19 protein-coding genes are annotated in these 20,694 nt (G+C 51.9%); 11 read left to right on the top strand and 8 right to left on the bottom strand.

Going from position 1 to position 20,694, the window contains the following annotated elements:
* Positions 1–281 precede the first annotated feature (281 nt).
* Complete coding sequence (locus E0L21_RS22070; protein ID WP_131413291.1) at positions 282–659, top strand: hypothetical protein; 378 nt, start codon at positions 282–284, stop codon at positions 657–659.
* Positions 660–945: 286 nt separating this feature from the next.
* Positions 946–2,238: a glycoside hydrolase family 28 protein gene (locus E0L21_RS22075; RefSeq protein WP_235855273.1), complete on the top strand. Its 1,293-nt coding sequence runs from the start codon at positions 946–948 to the stop codon at positions 2,236–2,238.
* Between the two features lie 155 nt (positions 2,239–2,393).
* Here E0L21_RS22075 and E0L21_RS22080 read toward each other — a convergent pair whose 3' ends face one another.
* The 4 genes from E0L21_RS22080 to E0L21_RS22095 are packed head-to-tail and all read right to left on the bottom strand — an operon-like array spanning position 2,394 to position 6,850.
* A complete protein-coding gene (locus E0L21_RS22080) occupies positions 2,394–3,089 on the bottom strand; it encodes a LutC/YkgG family protein (protein WP_131413293.1) in 696 nt (231 codons plus the stop codon).
* Positions 3,082–4,509: a LutB/LldF family L-lactate oxidation iron-sulfur protein gene (locus E0L21_RS22085; protein WP_131413295.1), complete on the bottom strand. Its 1,428-nt coding sequence runs from the start codon at positions 4,507–4,509 to the stop codon at positions 3,082–3,084. Before E0L21_RS22085 ends, E0L21_RS22080 begins: the two co-directional genes overlap by 8 nt.
* Before the next feature lie 15 nt (positions 4,510–4,524).
* A complete protein-coding gene (locus tag E0L21_RS22090) occupies positions 4,525–5,244 on the bottom strand; it encodes a (Fe-S)-binding protein (RefSeq protein WP_131413297.1) in 720 nt (239 codons plus the stop codon).
* Between the two features lie 52 nt (positions 5,245–5,296).
* Positions 5,297–6,850, bottom strand: coding sequence for an L-lactate permease (locus tag E0L21_RS22095; protein ID WP_131413299.1), 1,554 nt, complete (start codon positions 6,848–6,850; stop codon positions 5,297–5,299).
* A 356-nt stretch (positions 6,851–7,206) separates the two neighbouring features.
* Between E0L21_RS22095 and E0L21_RS25040 the strand changes: the two genes are divergently transcribed.
* On the top strand, positions 7,207–7,365 hold the full coding sequence (locus E0L21_RS25040) for a hypothetical protein (RefSeq protein WP_165501941.1): 159 nt from the start codon (positions 7,207–7,209) through the stop codon (positions 7,363–7,365).
* 466 nt (positions 7,366–7,831) lie between these two features.
* Here the strand turns inward: E0L21_RS25040 and E0L21_RS22100 are convergent, their stop codons facing one another.
* Positions 7,832–8,194: a helix-turn-helix domain-containing protein gene (locus E0L21_RS22100; protein ID WP_131413324.1), complete on the bottom strand. Its 363-nt coding sequence runs from the start codon at positions 8,192–8,194 to the stop codon at positions 7,832–7,834.
* Between the two features lie 334 nt (positions 8,195–8,528).
* Here E0L21_RS22100 and E0L21_RS22105 point away from each other — a divergent pair, with 334 nt between their 5' ends.
* A complete protein-coding gene (locus tag E0L21_RS22105; protein ID WP_131413301.1) occupies positions 8,529–9,704 on the top strand; it encodes an efflux RND transporter periplasmic adaptor subunit in 1,176 nt (391 codons plus the stop codon).
* A 23-nt stretch (positions 9,705–9,727) separates the two neighbouring features.
* Entirely contained in the window at positions 9,728–12,880 is a 3,153-nt protein-coding gene (oqxB, locus tag E0L21_RS22110) for a multidrug efflux RND transporter permease subunit OqxB (protein ID WP_131413303.1), read from the top strand.
* 65 nt (positions 12,881–12,945) lie between these two features.
* Here oqxB and E0L21_RS22115 read toward each other — a convergent pair whose 3' ends face one another.
* Positions 12,946–13,425 carry an RrF2 family transcriptional regulator gene (locus E0L21_RS22115; RefSeq protein ID WP_020457333.1) on the bottom strand — a complete coding sequence of 160 codons (480 nt, stop codon included), beginning with the start codon at positions 13,423–13,425 and terminating at the stop codon, positions 12,946–12,948.
* A 297-nt stretch (positions 13,426–13,722) separates the two neighbouring features.
* Between E0L21_RS22115 and E0L21_RS22120 the strand changes: the two genes are divergently transcribed.
* From E0L21_RS22120 to E0L21_RS22135, 4 genes are read left to right on the top strand one after another with little or no spacing between them, the layout of a single operon-like run.
* On the top strand, positions 13,723–14,175 hold the full coding sequence (locus tag E0L21_RS22120; protein ID WP_131413305.1) for a MarR family winged helix-turn-helix transcriptional regulator: 453 nt from the start codon (positions 13,723–13,725) through the stop codon (positions 14,173–14,175).
* 34 nt (positions 14,176–14,209) lie between these two features.
* Positions 14,210–14,779, top strand: a complete 570-nt coding sequence (locus E0L21_RS22125) for an isochorismatase family protein (RefSeq protein ID WP_131413307.1) — start codon at positions 14,210–14,212, stop codon at positions 14,777–14,779.
* Positions 14,776–15,105, top strand: coding sequence for a hypothetical protein (locus E0L21_RS22130; protein ID WP_131413309.1), 330 nt, complete (start codon positions 14,776–14,778; stop codon positions 15,103–15,105). Before E0L21_RS22125 ends, E0L21_RS22130 begins: the two co-directional genes overlap by 4 nt.
* Complete coding sequence (locus E0L21_RS22135; protein WP_131413310.1) at positions 15,102–16,340, top strand: MFS transporter; 1,239 nt, start codon at positions 15,102–15,104, stop codon at positions 16,338–16,340. Before E0L21_RS22130 ends, E0L21_RS22135 begins: the two co-directional genes overlap by 4 nt.
* A 273-nt stretch (positions 16,341–16,613) precedes the next feature.
* Here the strand turns inward: E0L21_RS22135 and E0L21_RS22140 are convergent, their stop codons facing one another.
* On the bottom strand, positions 16,614–17,522 hold the full coding sequence (locus tag E0L21_RS22140) for a LysR family transcriptional regulator (RefSeq protein ID WP_131413312.1): 909 nt from the start codon (positions 17,520–17,522) through the stop codon (positions 16,614–16,616).
* 93 nt (positions 17,523–17,615) lie between these two features.
* On the opposite strand from E0L21_RS22140, the gene E0L21_RS22145 reads away from it, so the two are divergent.
* A complete protein-coding gene (locus E0L21_RS22145) occupies positions 17,616–18,599 on the top strand; it encodes an NAD-dependent epimerase/dehydratase family protein (RefSeq protein ID WP_131413314.1) in 984 nt (327 codons plus the stop codon).
* A gap of 186 nt (positions 18,600–18,785) precedes the next feature.
* Here the strand turns inward: E0L21_RS22145 and E0L21_RS22150 are convergent, their stop codons facing one another.
* Entirely contained in the window at positions 18,786–19,508 is a 723-nt protein-coding gene (locus E0L21_RS22150; RefSeq protein ID WP_131413316.1) for an SDR family oxidoreductase, read from the bottom strand.
* A 98-nt stretch (positions 19,509–19,606) separates the two neighbouring features.
* Here E0L21_RS22150 and E0L21_RS22155 point away from each other — a divergent pair, with 98 nt between their 5' ends.
* Positions 19,607–20,506 (top strand): LysR family transcriptional regulator, encoded by a 900-nt coding sequence (locus E0L21_RS22155; RefSeq protein WP_131413318.1) that lies wholly within the window; start codon positions 19,607–19,609, stop codon positions 20,504–20,506.
* Positions 20,507–20,694 lie beyond the last annotated feature (188 nt).

Genomic DNA, 20,694 nt, shown 5'->3' on the forward strand with positions numbered 1-20,694 from the left:
TGCGTGGGAACCCTTGCTCTGTGTCGGCAAAAAATCTACATCAGCGGCAATCGCATTATTAATGAGGATATACTGCTAGCAGTGTTTGGATAGTGTTATTGTATTCACGTTTTATTTTATAAACATAAATTTCGCTAATGAAAATTAGAACCTCACCGTTTGAGTTCTCAACTGTGATTTTCACTTTTATTGCACTGCTGTTTACTTTTCATGCCTCTGGATAACAACATTAATTATATCAAGTGACAGTAATGGCATTAATGACTTTTTACGGAGTGAACATGGCATCTGAAGCGCGTAATTTTATTAACTCTATCGTTAAAAATTTTAAAGAATCCATTGGGCTGATTAACGTGTTGATACTGGAGCCTGATGAGCCCGACGCTTTGCAATTGCTCTACTTTAAACTGGATGTTATCAAAGGAGGTATTGAACAGGATGTGCGTATGTTAAGCAAAGCCCGTCTGGACGGCAATGCTATGATTTGCCTTTACCAGGTATACAATGCGCAAAACGCTCTGAATTATTGCATTGGGATTCTAAGAAATACGCCTTTAAATAATCAGTTTTATTATGATTTCGAAGATTTTAAGAATGTTGTCAACACCCTTGATGCAATGTCAGGACGTGTTTTTACAACACAGGGTGATAACGAGTAAGCATCAAAAGATATCTATTTCGTATAAAATAAATAGGAAGCTAATATAAATACCCAATGCGGTCTGCTAAACCCATCGCGATTTGCACGCTATAAGATAATGCTAACTGGTTATTTTGGAAATAATGAGGGGGAATGTTTTATCATCTTTTCCCTGCTGAACTTAAACGCGACTTCAACTAAATACGAATTAGGCAGATGTTTTTATTACAGCACCTCAACAATACGTCAACGATTTTGATATTGGGATAATTATGCTTTTTCTCCGCTGTAATTTGAAAGCAATAATGGCTGGCATATTTGTCGTCTCAGTATCAGGATTCAGCGCGACGATATTGGCCGAGGACAGCCCTGATTTGCCAGAGCCTGTGCTGCCCGCGCATATCTGCGCAAGGCTGGCTTCTTCATCAGGAGACGATACCCGACGACTTCAGTCGGCCATTGATAACTGTCCTCGGGGGGAGGCTTTACAGCTCCTTGCTGGTCGTTTCTCCAGTGGACCGCTGACAATGAAGTCTGGCGTCACACTCTGGATTTCTCGGGGGGCAATGCTGGTAGCTAATAGTGACCCACGTGTTTACGACAAAAATGGTCACTGTGGGACAATCGATCAGAAGGGGAATGGCTGTCGGCCCTTTATTCTTTTTAAAAGCACGGACGGTGGCGGCATTGCCGGGGAGGGCGTTATTGATGGGCAGGGTGGTAAGCCGATAAAAGGACAGCAGGAATCATGGTGGCAGCTGGCTCGCCGCGCGCAGACTGAAGGCGGGGCACAGAATGTTCCGCGGCTGATTGAAATAGATGATGCCTCTCATATTGTTTTTCACGGCATCACACTGCGAAACTCGCCCGGATTCCATGTCACGCTGAAAAACGTTCAGGATGCGACGTTCTGGGGCGTGCGTATTGATACACCGGCGAATGCGCGTAACACCGACGGAATTGATCCCATTTCGTCGCAGAATATCCTTATCGCCCACAGCTTCATCAGAACCGGTGACGATAACGTGGCGATTAAAGCGGGCGCGGGTGGCGCCACGCGGCATGTGGTTTTAGTGGATAACCATTTTTATTGGGGACACGGGATGTCCATTGGTAGCGAGACGCTGGGCGGTATCAGTGACATTCGGGTTCGTGATTTGACGCTTGATGGCACAACCTCAGGGCTGCGTATCAAAAGTGATAGCAGCCGGGGTGGGATTGTCAGCGATGTTCGCTACGAAAATATTTGTATGCGAGGGAATCGTCGGCCGCTCGATTTTGATACGCAATATGACGTGCATGCGTTCGGTAACAACATTCCGGTCTACCGCGATATCTCCCTGAGCCAGGTTTCCGGCGAAACCGGAAATCTGGTATTACGCGGTTATGACGCCGCTCATCCTTTGCATTTTGCTTTGAACGGGGTGCATTTCAGCAACGCGGCTCACTGGTTAATCGAATCGGCGCAGATCCGCATTGGTCCTGATGGTGTCTCACCTGTTCCATCGGGAGCAGCATCGTTACAACGATCGGCGGCCTCGATTGATTGCGCAAAAAACTGGATCCCTTTCCCCGTGACGGATGCACCAGAAGACTAAAATGCATTCAATTTACGGTTACCTGGGCTGATTAGGCTGACAGTTCATTAAGAGCGCATTGTTTGGCACAGTCAGCGATGACAGGAACCGGTTGTTATCAGCCCTCCCACAAAGGAGGGCTGTTCATAACGGTGGCTATTTTAGAGCGTTTATTTTCAGCAATCTTCTACGATCAGATACGCTGCGTTTACCGGACCATGTACGCCCACGACTTTTATCAGTTCAATGTCCGCGGTTGAACTGGGACCGCCGATCAGGTTGATACAGGAAGGCATACGCTCACCCGCCAGCGCTTTTTGATGTAGCGTTTGCGCCAACTGCGATACGCGAGGAAGAATGGTGCTTTTGCGCAACACAAAAATAGAGGAGGCGGGTAATAAACTCAGGGCTCTGCCGCGTTCCGGCGCAGAAAAAAGCACGACACCGCCGGATTCTGTTAAGCCATATTCTGCGTACACTACACCCATTTTCGCCTGTTCAGCCTTGCGAACATTCTCTTCGCCTTTGGCCGGATCCCAGATGAATGCATCATAAGCTTCCTCAAGACGATGAGTGATGCCCAGCGCTTTCAACCGCGCATCGCCGCTGACGACAATCGGCTGGCTTCCATATTTTTCGCATAAATTCAGCACGGCTTCGCCAGCCTTTTCCTCGCTGGTCAACGCACAGTCCGCCAACATTACCGTTGAGGCGACGTTGATAAATTCATCACAGCGTTGTTGTGGGCTTAGCCCGGTGAGGCGCGTTTGCGCGTAGTTATTAACGGGCGGCATTCCCTGTTCAGGCTGGTAACGAACCTCCCTTCCCAGCGCCTGGCTAATGGTGGTCAAAAACGCCATTCGATTATCCATTCTTTTTCCCCTGTGCCTGATGTTTTTTGAACCAGCTACGAAAACTTTCCCCATCCGCTTCCGGCAAGTCGCGCGCTTGCGTCCAGTCGCCGATCGCACCGATGTTGAGCGGCGTTTTGCCCCCTTTAATAAACCAGCTGGCCACCTGCGCTCCGGCAATCATGCCGACTTTCCACAATCCTGGATGACTGTTGGCGTAGGCGAACATTTTCATCGCCCGCTGTTCTGCTTTAGGCGTTAACCCTTCCTCTGCCATCACTCTTCGATGGCGAAGGATAAGTTTTGACAGGGGAATTTGTACCGGGCAGACACTATCGCACGCAGTACACAGCGAACAGGCATAGGGGAGATCTTTGAAATCCTTATATCCGCCAAGCAAGGGAGAAATGACCGCGCCAATCGGGCCTGGATAGATAGAACCGTAACCATGTCCACCGATATGGCGATACGCGGGGCAGGTATTCATACACGCGCCGCAGCGGATACAGCGCAACACATCGCGAAAACCGGAGCCCAGAACCGCCGAGCGACCATTATCAATGATGACCAGATGGAACTCCTCCGGTCCATCCACGTTATCCGCCTCGCGTGGTCCCGTCAGCCAGGTGTTATAACCGGTCAAACGCGCCCCTACCGCACTGCGGGCGAGCATCGTAATGAGAACATCCACTTCCTCAAACGTCGGGGCAATACGCTCCATCCCCATCACGGCGATATGCGTTTTCGGTAGCGTCGTGCACATCCGGGCATTGCCTTCATTGGTGACCAGACACACAGAACCTGTTTCAGCTACCGCGAAATTACAACCGGTCACGCCGACTTCTGCGCTCAGAAATTCCTGGCGAATCTTCTGGCGGATAAACAGGGTCATGGCTTCCGGGGTTTCCGGGCCGTCATAACCGAGATGTTCATGCAGGACGCTGCGGATCTGATGACGATCTTTATGGATAGCGGGAACGACAACATGCGACGGCGGGTCCTGATCCAACTGCAGAATATACTCGCCGAGATCGGTTTCAATGACCTGGATACCGGCATCCTGCAGTACCGCGTTCATGCCAATCTCTTCGGTCACCATCGATTTGGACTTCACCACTTTGCGGGCGTTTTTGGCCTGCGCCACGTTTAAAATGTAGCGCGTGGCGTCTTCTTTTGTTTTCGCAAAGAAAACATGACCGCCATTTTCCGTGACTTTCTCTGACAGTTGATACAAATAGGCGTCCAGGTTATCCAGAACGTGTTCACGGATCTGGCTGGCGCGCTCCCGCCACGCTTCCCAGTTGCCCAGTTCCTCAACCATACGCTGGCGGTTAATGCCAATTCGTTGCTGCGCGTTCGCGACCGCTTTACGCATAATGGGATCGTCTAACTGCTGGCGGATCCGCGATTTAAAATCTGCATTGCTGGTTTTTAAAGACACGATATTCTCCTCCCGTTAGCGGCTCATCAGCACTTCGGCGATATGCATAACTTTCACATTTCGGCCTTCGCGCTGAAGGCGTCCGCCAATATTCAGCAGGCAGCTGACATCTGCGCCAATGAGATACTCGGGCTGCGCATCCATCAAATGTGCCGTTTTTTCCTTCACCATCTCGCCAGAAATTTCTGCCATTTTTACGGAGAAGGTGCCGCCAAAACCACAGCAGGTTTCCTGATCGGCAAAGGGAAGTAGCTCAAGACCTTTAACGTGATTCAGCAGTGTCAGTGGCTCTTGTGTAACACCCAACTTGCGAGAAAGGCTACAGGAGGGATGGTAAACGGCTTTCCCTGGCAGACAGGCACCGACATCTACAACACCAAGCTTATTGACGATAAAAGAGGTGAGATCTTGCATCCTGGCGGCCACTTTTTCCGCCCGCAGCGCCCATTCCGGCTCTTCGGCCAGATATCCCGGGTAGCTTTTGATGGCGTACATACAGGAGCCTGCTGGAGAAATAATAGGATCATCGTTTTCCTCCAGCGCAGTGATAAGGTTTTTCATGCCCGGGATCGCTTCTTTTATATAACCGCTGTTCATGGCTGGCTGACCGCAGCATCCCTGCTTTTCAGGGAATGCGACCTGGCAGCCGAGTTGTTCGAGCAATAACACTGAGTCGCGCGCCATCCGCGATTTCAACGCATCACCAATACAGGTGACGTAAAAATTGACGTTCATTGGAAACTCCATTGCTTTTTATCGAGTCGTTTTATTCTGCGAGGCGGTGGCGTTATGCCATAAACCAGTAATAAAAAAGGCCAACCTTTAGCCCAAGGATGAAGATGTAAGCGGCACAGTACTTCATGGTGCCCGTCATAATCGTGCTGCCTTGCCCCTCCATCCGCGTGGCGGAGACGGCGATAGCAATACTTTGCGGCGAGATCATTTTCCCGCCGGTCGCCCCGGCGGTATTGGCCGCTGCGAGCCAGTTGGGATCGATATGCAGCTTTTCCGCTGCCATGGTTTGTAACTTGCCGAACAGCACGTTGGAGTTGGTATCGCTGCCGGTCACAAAGGTGCCAAGTGCGCCAATAACCGGCGATATAAAGACAAACGCGCCACCGGTAAGGTGCACCATTGTTTGTGCCAGCGTGGAAATCAGCCCGCTGACGTCCATCACGGTTGCCAGCGCGACGATTGCCATAATCGCGATAATGGAGTTTTTAAGCTGAAGAAGGGTTTCGACAAATACCTGCAGCATTCCTCCCGCTGATGCCCCCTGTATAAAGCCGCCAATAAGGGTTGCAAAGATGATAAGCATGCCGGGAGTGGTGAGCCATTCCACCTTGAGCGTCAGTGTTTCACCATTTGCCAGCGGGAAGTGCAGCACGGAAGCAATCTGTGAAACCGCTGATTTAATGCCCGGAAAAAGCGGTGAGCAGAGCAGAATGAAAACAAACATCAGTATATAAATGGAGCAGGTTCTGAGCAGGACAACGGGAGAGCGGGGCGCGGCTTCCGTTTTGCTTTTATTATCGACCCGCCATTCCGGTTCTGTTTTGCCGTTACGCGCGCGCCCAGCCAGCGCCACCACGATCAGACTCACCAGGCTGCCTGCAAAGGCAGGCAATTCCGCCCCGAGATGAATAGCCACGAAATACTGCGGAATCAGTGTTGCTACACCGCACAGCAACGTAATGCCGAACACGCCGCGGATAGCCCGAACGCCGCCGCCAATGATGCAAATGATCACAAACGGCAGCAGGATGTTGAACACCGCCAGCTGCATGATGATGGTGCCGCCAAGCGTATTAACCGGTAAATGCACCTGTTCGGCAAGTATCGTGACGGGAATACCAACAGCACCAAACGCGGTGGGAACGGTATTGGCAACCAGCGAGGCAATCGCGGCTTTCAGGGGCGGAAAACCAAGCGTAATCAGAATCCCGATAGGAATAGCGACTGCGGTTCCGTAACCGGCAGCCGCCTCCAGAAAGCCGCCAAAGCACCAGGAAATTAGCAGTACCTGGATGCGTTTATCGTCGCTGATGCCGATAAGGACATCCCGCAAGATGTTAAGTGCGCGGGTTGCTTGCATCACGTTGTAACTGTAAATCGCCCCCAGAATCACAATCACAATTGGCCAAAGACCCTTGAGGGCGCCGTAGGTCAGGGCGGCGCGCAACGTTTCTGTTGGCATGTGCCATAAAACCATCGTCAACCCACACGTTAAGGCGAGCGTAATGAGCACTGAATAATGAATCGGTGTTTTCACTTTCAGTATTAAAAAAACCATGAGCATGAGCGGAACGAGGCCCAGCGCAAAAAGTAGGTATTCGGGCATTATCAAGTCCTGTTTTTAAATGTCGGTTGTTTTGTGTGACAAATAACAGGACGTGTTTATAACCGACTGTATGGAGGAAAAACGTTCGAATGGATCGCTTCAGCAATTAATAAAACTAAAAAAACCAACAAAAGATACGCATATATTTAAAGATTGTTAATTTTTATTTAAATTTAGATACCACGATTAACCAATATAACAATATGGGGGTAGTTAAATTTAAACCCTGAGTCATCCAGGCCGATCGGGAAAATATTGCGCTTAATTTCCCCCCTTTATGCTTAACGAACAGCGACAGACATGAAAATGTGCTGGTGAAAATATTGCCATGAGTAAGTTCGTTTTCCGGCGTGCAAGTGCATCGCCGCGATGAAGCTCGTCAAATCGGCTACACCATCAAAGAGATCTGCGCGAAGCGGGAGTATCTGCACTGGAAAAGAAAGTCTGGTGATATTGATGCGTCTGATATCAAAAAGATGACAGACGCTTCTGACGACTTATTTAAGCGTTTTTGAAGTCTGTATCATGCAGAAGGATTTCAGGTGAGAGATATTATTTCCCCTCCGGACATTCGCTCAACTGGCGAGTTTAGCCGGGAGCTAAAGATCTCAGTAACGAAACGAGTGTGCCAGTGGGGGCGTAAAATTATTCCGGTAATGACGTCAGGTAGCTTGGTCAGGGAAATTAAATTCTCACAAGGAGAAGAGGGCGGGGGTTAAATCTTTTACGGAAAAAATAAGGATTGAGGCCCTCGGTAAGAGATCGAAAGATGAGGGTGTGGTTTGTAAATAACTCACGTCGCTCCCCGTCATACCAGGCAGATAATAATTATGCAGTGCAATTGATATCGGATTTTTCAATACGGTTATTTTAATGAAACGTCAAACCGTACGCACCGGGCAGACTGCCCGTAATATCGATGGCCTGCTGCTATCAGGCCGACGATTTCATCCTGAACGGATCTGCCAGTCCCACGACGCACTATGTTGATTGCTGGCGTAATTGCTGCGCTTGAGGGCAGCCGATACTGCGACGCCATGCGCCGGGCGCCTGGCCATACTGACGCTTGAAGCTGCGGTTGAAGGACTGCTGGGAGTCAAAGCCTAGCGCAATCGCCACATTCAAGATCGGCTCGTCGCTGTGGGTTAAACGCTCGATCGATTTTTGCAGCTTTTGCGCGCGGATATACTCGGCGAGACGATAACCCGTATGCTCTTTGAAGAGCCGCTGGAGGTGCCATTTCGAATAGCCGGCTCGCCTGGAGACGGTTTCAATGTCCAGACGGCTTTCCAGGTTGTTGTCGATCCAGTCGAGTAAATCGTGAATAAATGCGCCAGTGTTCATCTTGTTGCCCTCACGCCGCTTATTTAAAAGCATCTTTGTCTGTTGCATTTAAAGGTGGCCCGTTTTTGCATTAATTGCAAGTTTTATTGTTGCATTTAAATCCTTGCCGAAAACGCGACTTTTGGCCCTCACTCAAACAGCACATAAAGTGTATCAATTATTCTTGCACTAAATTTAGCGCCTCCCTACAATCCCCGCGATAGTGTATTGGCAACTGTTACAGTTTTGTGGCGATGAACGGCACAAATGGCCTTAAGCCAGCCCGGACAAAGGAAGTGGCGCAGCGTCTCCCGCGGCGTCTTGCCCGGCGGCTACAATTACCGGAATAAAAATAATGAGCCTGCAAAAACCTTGGGTTAATTTTCATCTGAATGCGCTGGGAGCAATGTTGCTCTCCGTAGCGCTTGTCGGATGCGATAATGGTGTCGCGCAAAACGCCGTGCCACAAGCTCCCGCTGTCAGTGCCGCTGACGTGGTAGTGAAATCCATTAGCCAATGGGATAGCTTTAACGGCCGGATTGAAGCGGTGGAAAGTGTTCAGCTCCGCCCGCGCGTCTCCGGCTACATTGATAAAGTGAATTACACCGACGGCCAGGAAGTGAAAAAGGGCGAGGTGCTGTTTACTATTGATGACAGAACCTATCGCGCCGCGCTGGAGCAGGCGCAGGCGACGTTGGCGAGAGCCAAAACACAGGCCAGCCTGGCGCAAAGTGAGGCTAACCGTACCGATAAATTAATCAATACCCACCTGGTATCCCGTGAAGAGTGGGAGCAGCGCCGTTCGGCTGCCGTCCAGGCTCAGGCCGACATTCGCGCAGCGCAGGCTGCAGTTGACGCCGCGCAACTTAACCTGGATTTCACCAAAGTGACCGCGCCTATTGATGGCCGCGCCAGCCGCGCGCTGATCACCAGCGGTAATCTGGTCACGGCAGGTGACAGCGCCAGCGTACTCACCACGCTGGTCTCACAGAAAACCGTTTACGTCTACTTTGACGTGGATGAATCGACCTACCTTCACTATCAAAATCTCGCCCGCAGCGGACAAGGGGCGTCCAGTAATCACCTGGCGCTACCCGTGGAAATTGGCCTTGTTGGCGAGGATGGCTACCCGCATCAGGGCAAAGTGGATTTTCTTGATAATCAGTTAACGCCGAGTACCGGCACGATCCGTATGCGCGCACTGTTAGATAACGCGCAGCGTCAGTTCACGCCGGGGCTATTTGCCCGCGTACGTCTGCCAGGCAGCGCTGAATTCAAAGCCACGCTTATCGACGACAAAGCGGTGCTGACCGATCAGGATCGCAAATATGTTTATATCGTTGATAAAGAGGGTAAAGCACAGCGTCGCGATATTACTCCGGGGCGTCTCGCTGCCGGTTTACGCATCGTGCAGAAGGGGTTGAACCCTGGCGATAAAGTCATCGTCGATGGTTTACAAAAAGTGTTTATGCCGGGTATGCCGGTTAACGCGAAAACGGTAGCCATGAACGCCAGCCCCGCTCTCAACTGATCCCTTACCTGAGAATCCGACACATGGACTTTTCCCGCTTTTTTATCGACAGGCCGATTTTCGCCGCGGTGCTGTCGATTCTGATTTTTGTCACAGGATTAATCGCCATCCCGCTGTTGCCGGTCAGCGAATATCCTGACGTCGTACCGCCAAGCGTGCAGGTACGCGCGGAGTATCCAGGCGCCAACCCGAAAGTGATTGCAGAGACCGTGGCGACGCCGCTGGAAGAAGCGATCAACGGCGTTGAAAACATGATGTACATGAAATCTGTCGCAGGCTCCGATGGCGTACTGGTGACCACCGTTACTTTCCGTCCGGGTACCGATCCCGATCAGGCGCAGGTTCAGGTGCAAAACCGCGTATCACAGGCCGAGGCGCGTCTGCCGGAAGATGTGCGGCGTTTGGGCATTACCACCCAGAAACAATCGCCGACGCTCACGCTGGTGGTGCATCTGTTTTCGCCCAACGGTAAATACGATTCACTGTATATGCGTAACTACGCCACGCTAAAAGTGAAAGATGAACTGGCGCGTCTGCCGGGTGTCGGCCAGATTCAGATTTTCGGCTCGGGCGAATACGCGATGCGCATCTGGCTGGACCCCAATAAAGTGGCGGCGCGCGGGTTAACTGCCTCGGATGTAGTAACGGCGATGCAGGAGCAGAACGTACAGGTTTCCGCCGGGCAACTTGGCGCGGAGCCGCTGCCGAAAGAGAGCGATTTCCTGATCTCAATTAACGCCCAGGGTCGTCTGCACACGGAAGAAGAGTTTGGCAATATTGTTCTGAAAACGGCACAAGACGGCTCGGTAGTACGCTTGCGCGACGTGGCGCGTATTGAAATGGGTTCTGGCAGCTATGCGCTGCGTTCCCAGCTTAACAATAAAGACGCGGTCGGGATTGGTATCTTCCAGTCTCCGGGTGCGAACGCCATCGATTTGTCTAACGCGGTGCGTGCCAAAATGAACGAACTGGCCACGCGATTCCCGGAAGATATGAAATGGGCGGCACCTTACGATCCGACGGTGTTTGTACGCGATTCTATTCGCGCGGTAGTGCAAACGTTGCTGGAAGCGGTGGTGCTGGTTGTACTGGTGGTGATTCTGTTCCTGCAAACCTGGCGCGCGTCGATTATTCCGCTGATCGCGGTGCCGGTATCGATCGTGGGAACGTTCAGTATTCTCTACCTGCTTGGTTTTTCGCTTAATACCCTGAGTTTGTTCGGTCTGGTGTTAGCCATCGGTATTGTTGTGGATGACGCCATCGTGGTGGTGGAAAACGTCGAGCGAAATATCGAAGAGGGGCTTGCTCCTCTCCAGGCGGCGCATCAGGCGATGCGTGAAGTGTCCGGGCCGATTATCGCTATTGCGCTGGTACTGTGCGCAGTGTTTGTACCGATGGCGTTTCTCTCCGGCGTAACCGGTCAGTTCTATAAACAGTTTGCGGTTACGATTGCGATTTCGACGGTGATCTCTGCCATTAACTCGCTGACCCTCTCTCCGGCGCTGGCTGCGTTGCTGTTAAAGCCACACGGCGCACCGAAAGACTTCCCGACCAGGCTTATTGATCGACTGTTCGGTTGGCTTTTCCGTCCGTTTAACCGCTTTTTCCACCGTAGCTCGAACGGTTATCAGGGGCTGGTTGGCAAAACGCTCGGTCGACGTGGTGCGGTGTTTGTCGTTTATGTTCTGCTGCTCTGTGCCGCTGGCGTCATGTTTAAAGCCGTACCCGGTGGGTTTATTCCGACACAGGATAAGCTCTATTTGATTGGCGGCGTGAAAATGCCGGAAGGCTCTTCGCTGGCACGCACCGATGCGGTGATCCGCAAAATGAGCGAAATCGGTATGAATACTGAAGGTGTGGATTATGCGGTCGCTTTTCCAGGGCTTAATGCGCTGCAGTTCACTAACACGCCGAATACCGGGACGGTCTTTTTTGGCCTGAAACCGTTCGACCAGCGTAAACATACCGCGGCGGAAATTAACGCTGAGATCAACGCTAAAATCGCGCAAATTCAGCAAGGCTTTGGTTTTTCCATTTTGCCGCCGCCGATTTTAGGGCTGGGCCAGGGTTCTGGTTATTCGCTGTACATCCAGGATCGTGGCGGTCTTGGTTATGGCGCGCTGCAAAGTGCGGTGAATACCATGTCCGGTGCGATTATGCAGACGCCGGGGATGCATTTCCCCATCTCAACCTACCAGGCTAACGTTCCGCAGCTGGATGTGCAGGTTGATCGTGATAAGGCGAAAGCGCAGGGCGTGTCGCTGACCGATCTTTTCGGTACGCTGCAAACCTACCTGGGATCGTCTTATGTGAACGATTTCAACCAGTTCGGTCGTACCTGGCGCGTGATGGCGCAGGCCGACGGGCCGTTCCGTGACAGCGTGGAAGATATCGCTAATTTGCGCACCCGTAATAATCAGGGCGAAATGGTACCGATCGGCAGTATGGTGAATATCAGTACCACCTACGGGCCGGATCCGGTGATTCGCTACAATGGTTATCCGGCGGCGGATCTGATTGGCGATGCCGATCCGCGCATCCTCTCTTCTTCGCAGGCGATGACGCAACTGGACGGGATGTCTAAGCAGATACTGCCAAATGGGATGAATATTGAATGGACGGATCTGAGCTACCAGCAGGCCACGCAGGGCAATACGGCGCTGATCGTCTTCCCGGTCGCGGTTTTACTGGCTTTCCTCGTGCTGGCGGCGCTGTATGAAAGCTGGACGCTGCCGCTGGCGGTGATCCTTATCGTCCCGATGACGATGCTGTCCGCGCTGTTTGGCGTCTGGCTGACCGGTGGCGATAACAACGTGTTCGTGCAGGTTGGTTTGGTGGTACTCATGGGGTTGGCGTGTAAAAACGCGATTCTGATCGTGGAGTTTGCCCGCGAGCTGGAAATCCAGGGGAAAGGGATCATGGAAGCGGCGCTGGAGGCTTGCCGCCTGCGTTTACGCCCAATTGTTATGACCTCCATTGCCTTCATTGCTGGGACGATTCCGCTGATCCTCGGTCATGGTGCGGGTGCAGAAGTGCGCGGCGTCACCGGGATCACGGTGTTCTCCGGTATGCTGGGCGTGACGCTGTTTGGGCTGTTTTTAACACCGGTGTTTTACGTAACGCTGCGTAAATTCGTGGCGCGCGGTAAACCGGTAAATGACGTTTTGCCTGCGTAAATTGTTGCAGATACAAAAAAACCGCCTTCACAATGAAGGCGGTTTTTTTCGCAATAAGTAAATAATTAAGACGTTTTTTTATACTGGGCAATAAGTTCCGGCACCGGATCCCATCCGCTGGTATCGGCTTTTTTGACCTCTTCCAGCGCGCTTGCCACGGTATGGCGCGCTAATACCTGTAACGAAGCCTGCTCCGCTTCTTCGGCGATGGATTTGAAGTACCAACACGCGTTAGCGCTGACTACGCAGCGGGCCGGTACGTCAGGACGCGACGCCCACAGTTTTTTATCTTCGATGACGGAAAGGTAGATATCGCGCAGGGTGATCTCTTCCGCCGGGCGGCCGAGGTGAATTGACCCGTTGCGGCCAAGCGTTGAGACGATAATGCCGTCACGCGTGAGCGGAACCATTAATTTGCGGATAAAGCTCGGATTCGCTTCCAGGCCGTAGGCCAGAATCGCACTCGTCGAACGTTCACCCACTTGCTCCGCCATCGCTACGCTGAGAACCATCTGCAAAGCTGTCGGGAAGCGGTAATCTAACATTTTATAGTCCTGGGTTGCGGTGAATCTTGTTCTTTTTGGCACCGCAGAGGTGAATAAGCAATGAGCAACAATATAACAAATACGGGAATTTTTTTGAAGCAGTCAACGATTAAGCTGAGCTGTAAAAAAGAGTTTCCGGTGCGCGCCGGATGGGAGCACGTTATTCATCCGTGCACTCGTCATTGAACTGGTTCAAACCCTTCCCGGAGAAAAATTAAGTGACACAACAGAGTCAGGGTAGGGAATAGAAATACAGTTTAACTTTACAGTTTAGCTGTATATGTTTAAGGTGATTTCATGACTATCAAAAAATACACCGACAGCGATGCTGTCAATTCAGCCATTGCCGCAGAGCTGCGGCAGTTTTTCAGCATGCTAAAGCGACGCTTGCGTGACGAAGGGCATACCAGTGATCTGAGCCCCGGTCAGTCGTCGGCACTGCTGAGGCTGGAAAAAGAAGGCCCGATGACGATTTCCTCTCTGGCACGGGCGGAGGGAATTCGTCATCAGTCGATGAGAACGCTTGTTTCAGCCCTGCAGTCAAAGGGGCTGGTCAGAGGAACGGCGGATCCAGAGGATGGCCGCCAGATCATTATATCGTTAACGGATAAATGCCTCTCCCTTCTTCAGGAAGGGCGATCTGCACGCCAGGACTGGCTAAGCCGTGCAGTGGCACAACATCTGACGGGAGAAGAGCAGCGGCAGGTTCTGGCTGCTATCGGCTTGCTACAAAAGCTTGTGGAGAAATAACGGTTTTTAATATTACGAATTTTCCGGAGCAGATATGGCCCTGACTGAACTTGATCTCCTCCCGGCATTAATTGTTATTGATTTGCAGAAAGGCATTATTGGTGCACCTTACAATGCTTCAGTCTCCGCTGTTGTTGAGAACGGCGCAGCTCTGATAAAGGCTTTTCGTCAGCGTCATTTGCCTGTTGTGCTGGTCAGTGTCGCGGGGATACCTCCGGGAAGACGGGACGATCGCCGCAGTCTGCCCGATACGTTGCCGGAGGACTTCACCGACTTCATTACAGAGATTGCCCCACAACCGTCAGATATTATTGTGACCAAATACAGCTGGGGAGCCTTCTCCACAACTGAGCTGGAGTCCCGTCTGAAATCTCTCGGCGTGACCCAGGTCATCATCACCGGTGTGTCAACCGGTACAGGGGTGGAAGCAACGGCACGGCAGGCCTGGGATTGCGGTTTCAATGTGGTGTTGCCCCTTGACGCCATGACCGACAACCGACCGGAAGCGCATAACTGGAGTGTACAGAATATCTTTCCCCGGCTTGGCGAAACTGCACGGGCAGCCGATATCCTCACAGAACTGGAAAACAGGAAGAATAAATGAGCCTGTTACATTATTTATCCCTGTTCGGTGGGGGTATTTGTCTTATGAACGCCGTGCCCCATGTTATCAGTGGCGTTCTGGGCAGAGCGTTTCAGACACCTTTTGCCACACCTTCCGGCAAAGGGCTTTCATCATCCATGGTCAATGTCCTGTGGGGATTGGCCAATCTGATACTGGCCTGGGTGCTGCTTATCTATTCAGGCCGGGTTGATATAGCCCGCTGGTCGGACGCGATTGCTCTGTTTGTTGGTATGGCTGGTATTGCTCTTTTTTCCGCACATCATTTTGGTCAGTTTCATGGCGGAAATAATCCGCGCCAAAAATGAAACCTTTCAACAACGCTGTTTTCCGATCGTTGCGTAATTTTAACTACCGGCTTTGGGCTGCCGGGGCGTTTGTGTCTAATATCGGAACCTGGATGCAGCGCACCGCACAGGACTGGCTGGTTTTTGTCATTCTGACACCGCATAACGGCTCAGTCCTGGGAACGGTTATGGCGCTGCAGTTTGCCCCGCATTTTATTTTCCTGCCATGGACTGGCATTGCTGCTGACAGGTTTAACCAGCGGAAATTACTGATGTTCACTCAGGGAGCGATGGGGGGACTGGGGGTCATGCTTGGTCTGATGACGGTGGGAGGAATTATTCAGCTGTGGCATCTGTATGTGTTCGCCTTTCTTTTCGGCAGTATTACGGCGGTTGATGCTCCGGTTCGCCAGACATTTGTGTCAGAGCTTGTCGGCGAAAGCGATCTCTCCAATGCCGTCGCGCTGAACTCGATGTCCTTTAATGCCGGACGTTTTATCGGTCCGGCGGTTTCAGGCGTGCTTATCGCCTCTGCCGGAACCGGATGGTGCTTTCTGATCAATGGTTTCTCGTTTCTGGGCATCCTGGCCTCCCTGTTTTTCCTGAGAAAAGCAGAGCTGAATCTGTCCGGCAGGGCATCCCGGCGCAGGGGAGCATTTACCGAAGGCCTTTCTTACGTCAGGGGGCGCCCGGATCTGATTGCAATCCTGTTGATGCTTTTTTTTATCGGGACATTTGGTCTGAATTTTCCGATATTCCTGTCTTCTATGGGGATAAGAATCTTCCATGCTGACGCTGCCAGATATGGTTTTCTGTCATCCGTTATAGCCACAGGAACCCTGGCTGGAGCGTTACTGAATGCGGGTTATGACCGCATTAAATTCCGCCATCTGGTTGTCAGTGCCGGTGTGTTCGCATGTGGCTGTGCCGCCGCTGCATTGTCTCCGGATTACTGGTTTTTTGCGGCTTCACTTATCGTCACCGGCAGTGCAGCAATGTTTTTCACCAATGCCACGAACAGTCTGATGCAGCTTTCAACCACGCCGGTAATGCGCGGTCGGGTGATGGCGCTGAGGGTTGCTGTTGCCATGGGAACAACGCCAATTGGCGCGCCAGTGACGGGCTGGGTGGCTGATAATATCGGTCCCCGATGGGCTATGGGTATTGCCGCGTTATCCGGACTGGCCGCTGCAGTGGCAGGATTAATTGTATCGTCTCTCAACCGGAAACAGGATAAATATCAGGACGATATCTGAACCCAGGAAAACAGCACAACGAACGGTCGAACATATAATAATTTTCGATACTGGAGGGAGTGAATCAGCACATATAATCCAGACACCTCCCGGCACGAAACGGAAAAGCTGAAGAGCGGCAGGTCTGCTCCGAGCGAGAAGCAGACAGTCTGCCTTCTGAAAAGGTTCACAGTAATGACATTCCTGACAAAATTGAGGTCGCGGGTATTTACATGCGATTTCTGCCTACCAGGCCAAATATTCCGTCACCTGCTGGCGCTGAGGTGGCCGTCTTCATGTCCCTACGTTGTTGATATAAGCCTGTAAGCCTGCTGCGAGAATATCAAACACCGTTTTACAGGCCTTACTGTGCCGCAAGTCCTCATGCATCACCAGCCAGGTGTCGAGATGAAATGCAAAGAAATCAGGCATCAATCTCTCTAACGGAACAGGGAAATCGGCCAGTTGAACCTGACACATCCCTATGCCTGAGCCTGCGCGGATTAGGTTCAATTGCGCTACATCACTGTCAGTGCGCACGGTAAAGCGTTCACGATTTAACTGAGGAAAGTGTTTCAGTGCCTGTAAAATAAAGGGCGTCGTTTTATCAAAGCCCACAAGCGTATGGGTGAACAACTCGTCAATACTTTCCGGTGCGGCGTGGCGTGCCAGATAGGACGGCGAGGCATGCAGACCAATTTCAATACTGCCCAACCGACGCGCAATCAGTTGTTCCTGCACCGGTGTGCTCATGCGTACCGCAATATCCGCTTCCCGGTTCAATAAATCCTGTAGTCGGTTAGACAGCACCAGTTCAATGGTAAGTTGCGGATAATCTTCTTTAATTTGTGCTATCAGGGGGGGCAGCACTTCGGTGCCGATAATTTCGCTCGCAGATACGCGAACCACGCCATGTAACCCGGCGGAGTGGGCACTGAAGCTGGCCGCCGAACGCTCAATCATACTGGCCGTGTTTTCCATCGCTTGCGCATGTCCCTGAATCGCTACCGCCGCATCCGTGGCCTGCAGGCCAGTCTGAGAACGTGTAAACAAGACCAGACCAAGGGCGGATTCCAGTGCCGCTACGTGACGCCCCGCTGTGGGTTGGGTGATGGAAAGCATGCGTGCGGCTCCCGACAGGGAACCTTCTTTCATCACCGCCAGGAAGGTTCGATACCATTCCCATGGAATATTTAGCTTCATACAAAAATGCATACCTGCTGTCTGATGTCATGCAATTACATTTAGCTTGTGCAGGCACTACGATGTCAACAGACATCCGGCAAAGGTAAGACAATGAACCGCAATAACAAGGTACTCATACTGGGCGCAACAGGCGGAATCGGTGGTGAAATCGCCCGTAAACTCATCCGCGAAAAATGGGACGTTCATGCGTTGCGCCGCAACGCCCCGCAGAATGAAGAGCACGAGAGTATGACGTGGATAAAGGGTGATGCGCTGAATGCTGAGCAGGTCGCGACTGCCGCGTCAGAGTGTGATGTGATTGTTCATGCTGTTAATCCGCCAGGTTATCGAAACTGGGAACAACTGGTTTTGCCAATGTTACAGAACACCATCAATGCCGCAGAGCGAAATGGTGCATTAATCGTTCTCCCGGGCACCGTTTACAACTATGGTCCGGACGCCTTTCCACTTTTACGGGAAGACTCTCCCCAAAATCCTGTCACCAGAAAAGGGGCAATACGAGTGCAAATGGAGAAGGCTTTGTTCGCTTATGCACAGCGTGGCGGAAAGGTGCTGATTCTGCGGGCCGGTGACTTCTTTGGCCCTGACGCAGGCAACAACTGGTTTTCGCAGGGATTGATCAAACCGGGGCAATCCCCGCGGATAATTAAAAACCCAGGCAAAGCCGGGACAGGCCATCAGTGGGCCTACCTATCGGATGTCGCCGAAACGCTGGTTGCACTGTTGGCGCGTCGGGAGCAACTTGACCCTTTTGCCTGCTTACATATGCGGGGACACTGGGATGCCGATGGTACGGCGATGGCCGGAGCCATACAGCGTGTCGCACAGCTTGCGGGTGTTAACGCGAAGGTAAAATCATTTCCCTGGTGGCTCATCACGGCGATGGCACCTTTCAACACCACACTGCATGAAATGCTGGAGATGCGCTATTTATGGGAACAGGCAATACAGATGGACAATGCAAAACTGATCGCTTTCTTAGGCCACGAACCGCATACCCCGCTTATTGAGGCTGTGCGTACCACGTTAATCGGCCAGGGCTGCGTTAATCACGCGTTATTCACGCATTCGTGAGTAGATCTGAGTATCGTTTCTGGCACGAAGCGGCAAACCAAGGCATAGCCATGTCTGCTCCGGGCGAGGAGCAGACGTAACATCACCGGTGTAGCGAGGAATTAGCATCGTTCCATTGTATGTTTCGCGGCAAACCAGACCCTCTACTTTTAGACAATGGATCCGACGTGCCATCAGTCAGGAATGTCAGTTGGCTGATGCGGTTGGTCTGATGGTTATTTCTGTTGTATCAACGCTCTCAGGGGCCTCAATGACCTGCCGCACGGCACGGGCAATATCCGCAGGTTTAAGTGCCACAGCACGGTACTCATCCATCGCCGCCCTGGTTTCCGGATGGGTAATGGTTGAGGCAAGTTCACTTTCCACCACGCCGGGATTGACACAGGTCACACGAATATTTGGGCTTTCCTGACGTAAACCATCCGAAATCGCGCGTACCGCGAATTTCGAGGCACAATAGACGGCGGCGGTTGGTACGACTGAAAGGGCACCGATAGATCCAATATTGATTATCTGACCGAAGCCCTGCGCTTCCATCACGGGAAGAACAGCGCCAATGCCCCAGAGCACTCCTTTGATATTCACGTCGATGATGCGCTCCCATTCATCCTGTTTGCCTGCGGCAAGCGGAGAGAGCGGCATGATGCCTGCATTGTTGATCAGCACATCTACGCGGCCCCATTGATCAAGCGCGGCCTGCACGAAGCCCGTCATCGACTGGCGGCGGGTAACATCTAACTCACGCGCCTCAGCAATACCGCCCGCGCTGCGTATTTCTGCGGCAATGGCTTCGATGCGCTCCAGTCTGCGAGCCCCTAATAACACCTTCGCGCCTGCGTTTCCAAGCTCCCTGGCAATACCTTCTCCAATTCCACTGGATGCGCCGGTAATTAATATCACTTTATTCATAGCATGCTCCTTCAGTTGAGTTCGAAACGATCATAGAACGTAACGATTGGTTGCAGTATCCTGCTTTTACTGGACTCACTGGTTAGCAGTGTTAAACAATGAAAATTGATCTCAATCTTTTACCTGTTTTTATCGCGGTGGCAGAAGAGCGTAATTTCAGCGCAGCCGCCGCTCGTCTGGGCGTCACCCGATCGGCGATCAGTCAGGGAATAAGACGACTTGAGGATGCGTTCGGCACAATGCTGGTAATGCGTACGACGCGCTCAGTAACCCTGACGGAAGCGGGAGAACGGCTGCGTCAATCCCTGTCATCACCGTTATCCAGTATTGAAACGGCGTTCGAAGAGGTCGCGTCGGAGAATATGCCGCGAGGATGTCTTCGGATTGCAGTGACCTCAATAGCCGAAGCATTTCTTTCCGGCCCGCTGATCGCTTCGTTTGCGGCGGCCAATCCTGCCGTGACAGTTGATATTGTCGTGACGGATGAGGAGTTTGATATTGTGGCCGCGGGTTATGATGCTGGCGTAAGGCTTGGAGAGGTGATCGAAAAGGATATGATCGCCGTCGCGCTTACTGAAAAACAACGTGAAATGGCGGTTGCCTCACCCGCGTATCTCGCGACGAACAACGCACCCGCGCATCCGCGTGAATTGATCCATCATCGGTGTATCGGCTGGCGTCCTGCCAAAGATGTCGCCCCTTATCGCTGGGAATTTGAGGAGGCGGGAGAACCTTTCAGTCTGGCGATTGAACCGCAGATCACCACTAATGATCTACGCCTTATGTTGCGGCTCGCTTTGGCTGGTGGCGGCATTACGTTTGCCACGGAGGATACGTTCAGGCCGTTTGTTGAAACCGGGCAGCTTGTTTCACTGCTGGATGATTATCTTCCTTATTTTCCGGGCTTCTATCTCTACTTCCCTCAACGTCGCAATATGGCACCCAAACTCCGCGTCCTGATCGACCATGTCAGGCAATGGCGGCAGCAGCATATTTAATCGCCTGCGTTTGTTACGGTCCGCACGCTGATATTGACCCCTTTTTGTCATGCTCAATGTCTGTTTATGACGCTCAGAATATAGCGGTGAGGGGGGGATTGATTCGCTGCGCTCACCCTACGGGCAGCCCACTCACTGCGTTCCTGGTCTGTCCAACTGGCTGCGCCAGTTGTCGAACCCCGGTCGGG

Origin of the sequence: Kosakonia quasisacchari, assembly GCF_004331415.1 — a bacterium.
Taxonomy (GTDB): Bacteria; Pseudomonadota; Gammaproteobacteria; order Enterobacterales; family Enterobacteriaceae; genus Kosakonia; species Kosakonia quasisacchari.

Excerpts from the sequence above, each read along its gene's own strand:
- E0L21_RS22100 (WP_131413324.1), bottom strand. The coding sequence starts at position 8,194 with ATGAACACTGGCGCATTTATTCACGATTTACTCGACTGGATCGACAAC.
- oqxB (WP_131413303.1), top strand. The coding sequence starts at position 9,728 with ATGGACTTTTCCCGCTTTTTTATCGACAGGCCGATTTTCGCCGCGGTG.
- E0L21_RS22120 (WP_131413305.1), top strand. The coding sequence starts at position 13,723 with ATGACTATCAAAAAATACACCGACAGCGATGCTGTCAATTCAGCCATT.
- E0L21_RS22105 (WP_131413301.1), top strand. The coding sequence starts at position 8,529 with ATGAGCCTGCAAAAACCTTGGGTTAATTTTCATCTGAATGCGCTGGGA.
- E0L21_RS22095 (WP_131413299.1), bottom strand. The coding sequence starts at position 6,850 with ATGCCCGAATACCTACTTTTTGCGCTGGGCCTCGTTCCGCTCATGCTC.
- E0L21_RS22075 (WP_235855273.1), top strand. The coding sequence starts at position 946 with ATGGCTGGCATATTTGTCGTCTCAGTATCAGGATTCAGCGCGACGATA.
- E0L21_RS22155 (WP_131413318.1), top strand. The coding sequence starts at position 19,607 with ATGAAAATTGATCTCAATCTTTTACCTGTTTTTATCGCGGTGGCAGAA.
- E0L21_RS22150 (WP_131413316.1), bottom strand. The coding sequence starts at position 19,508 with ATGAATAAAGTGATATTAATTACCGGCGCATCCAGTGGAATTGGAGAA.
- E0L21_RS22135 (WP_131413310.1), top strand. The coding sequence starts at position 15,102 with ATGAAACCTTTCAACAACGCTGTTTTCCGATCGTTGCGTAATTTTAAC.
- E0L21_RS22070 (WP_131413291.1), top strand. The coding sequence starts at position 282 with ATGGCATCTGAAGCGCGTAATTTTATTAACTCTATCGTTAAAAATTTT.
- E0L21_RS22125 (WP_131413307.1), top strand. The coding sequence starts at position 14,210 with ATGGCCCTGACTGAACTTGATCTCCTCCCGGCATTAATTGTTATTGAT.
- E0L21_RS22145 (WP_131413314.1), top strand. The coding sequence starts at position 17,616 with ATGAACCGCAATAACAAGGTACTCATACTGGGCGCAACAGGCGGAATC.
- E0L21_RS22080 (WP_131413293.1), bottom strand. The coding sequence starts at position 3,089 with ATGGATAATCGAATGGCGTTTTTGACCACCATTAGCCAGGCGCTGGGA.
- E0L21_RS22090 (WP_131413297.1), bottom strand. The coding sequence starts at position 5,244 with ATGAACGTCAATTTTTACGTCACCTGTATTGGTGATGCGTTGAAATCG.
- E0L21_RS22130 (WP_131413309.1), top strand. The coding sequence starts at position 14,776 with ATGAGCCTGTTACATTATTTATCCCTGTTCGGTGGGGGTATTTGTCTT.
- E0L21_RS22140 (WP_131413312.1), bottom strand. The coding sequence starts at position 17,522 with ATGAAGCTAAATATTCCATGGGAATGGTATCGAACCTTCCTGGCGGTG.
- E0L21_RS22115 (WP_020457333.1), bottom strand. The coding sequence starts at position 13,425 with ATGTTAGATTACCGCTTCCCGACAGCTTTGCAGATGGTTCTCAGCGTA.